Below are 1,690 nucleotides of genomic sequence, written 5' to 3' on the forward strand. Positions count from 1 at the left end.
GACTATCCTCTCAACTTGGATTTGAATTACATTGCACTGTGGTTTCGCCCTGCCTGTAGGCAAGCGTGCTCGACAAGCGGCTGGTTAAGATTGTCGGGCGAGGGAAATCGGCGGCGAGGGAGCGATGTCCCTCGCCCGCAGCGGCATGATCCGGCTTCGCTTACCCGGAATCATGTGGGCTCTTCGCTCAGATCAGCGTAGTCACCACGGCTTGCTGCACCAGCAACTCGGCATGGGTAACCGAGTGCTCGTAGACGTTGTATACCTGGCCTGCCACCGTCACGGTATTGGCGGCCAGGGCCCAGCTGCCGGGGTCGACGCCATTGCCATGCATCTTCGACAGCTCAACCTTGTCGCCGGCATTGCCGTTGACCATGAACTGCGTCTTGCCGTCGGCCACGAACAGGTCGCGCCCACCCAGGTTGAGCACATCGTTGAGCGAAAGCTTGAGCGTGTTGTTGCCAGTACCGGTCAGGTCGATCTTTTCGATGGACGAGATCTTGGCGGTGGTGGGCAAGCCGGTCAGCCCTGCCAGGTCCAGCGTCTGGTTGGCACCGGTCAGCTTGAGCGTGTCGATCCCGCCGCCGCCATGCACGCCGGTATCGGCCGACGACAACCTGGCGACCTCATCCACGGCAAGGACATCGTCCTCGGCGCCGCCGAAATACTGACCGGCAGTGACGTCGCTTTCCTGATCGGGAGAGTCCAGCAGCGTACGTACGCCTGCCCGTTGCTGAAACTTGATGTTATCCACCTGGGCCTGACCGTTAGGGGTTACCATAAAATGGGAAATCGATACACCCTCGGGCGCCTGATAGGATATCTTCTGCGCCTGTGAAGAAGCCGTACCATAGCCGGTCGTTGCGCTGACCTCGATTGTTTGAATAATTTTGTTATAACTATCCAGGAAAGTGACAGTCGCGCTCCGTTTAGCGGCAACTTCTACGTCCACCGACTGCACGCCGTATTTGTCGAGATGGAAGAACGTCGGTCCTTGCACTTCAAGATGCTTGCCGCCGGCATGCCCGTCGATTTCTCGGACAGCGTAGTCAAGTGCCGAATGCACACGGATGCCGTCGAAATCGTATCCTCCAACAGTACTGCCAATGTTTGCGGCAAAAGGTCCTGGGGTCGCCCCGGCTCCAACGGCGAGGTCAATTATGCCTGCCAAGTGCACCTCGCCGTCTCGCTTGATAACAACTTGGGTCAGGATCATATGCCCCTTAGTTTTGTCGGTATTGGTTATCTCCACGCGAGCGATCAGTTCACCATTTGTCTGGCTGGAAAAAAATGAATTTTTAGTGGCGGATGGATCGACCTTGGGGATCGTGACCGATTGAATCAATGCGCCATCTAAATTGTAGAGTTTGACAATCGCATCACTTTCACTTGACCGGATTTTGAAACTGACCATTTCCATAGGAAACTTGCCATGGCTGAAAGTGATAGTCTTAGTGGCGAGAATGGATGCTCCGACAGCTCCACCAAGGTTGTCAGATGTAATCTCATGATATCCCTCACCGGTAAAACTCAGTTCGCCCATCCAATAGGTGCCTACACGAGGCTTCTTAAAATCGCCTGACGCCAGGGTACCATCGAGATTCTTGGCCGGAGCACTGAAGTCAGTGCCACCACCTGTACCACCGCCCGTGCCGCCGCCCGTGCCACCACCCGTGCCACCGCCAGTGCC

1 pseudogene is annotated in these 1,690 nt (G+C 56.2%); it reads right to left on the reverse strand.

Going from position 1 to position 1,690, the window contains the following annotated elements:
- Window positions 1–187: 187 nt before the first annotated feature.
- A pseudogene (locus PMI40_RS24445) lies at window positions 188–1,690 on the reverse strand (hypothetical protein); the annotation flags it as partial.

This window comes from Herbaspirillum sp. YR522 (assembly GCF_000282575.1).
Taxonomy (GTDB): Bacteria; Pseudomonadota; Gammaproteobacteria; order Burkholderiales; family Burkholderiaceae_D; genus Herbaspirillum.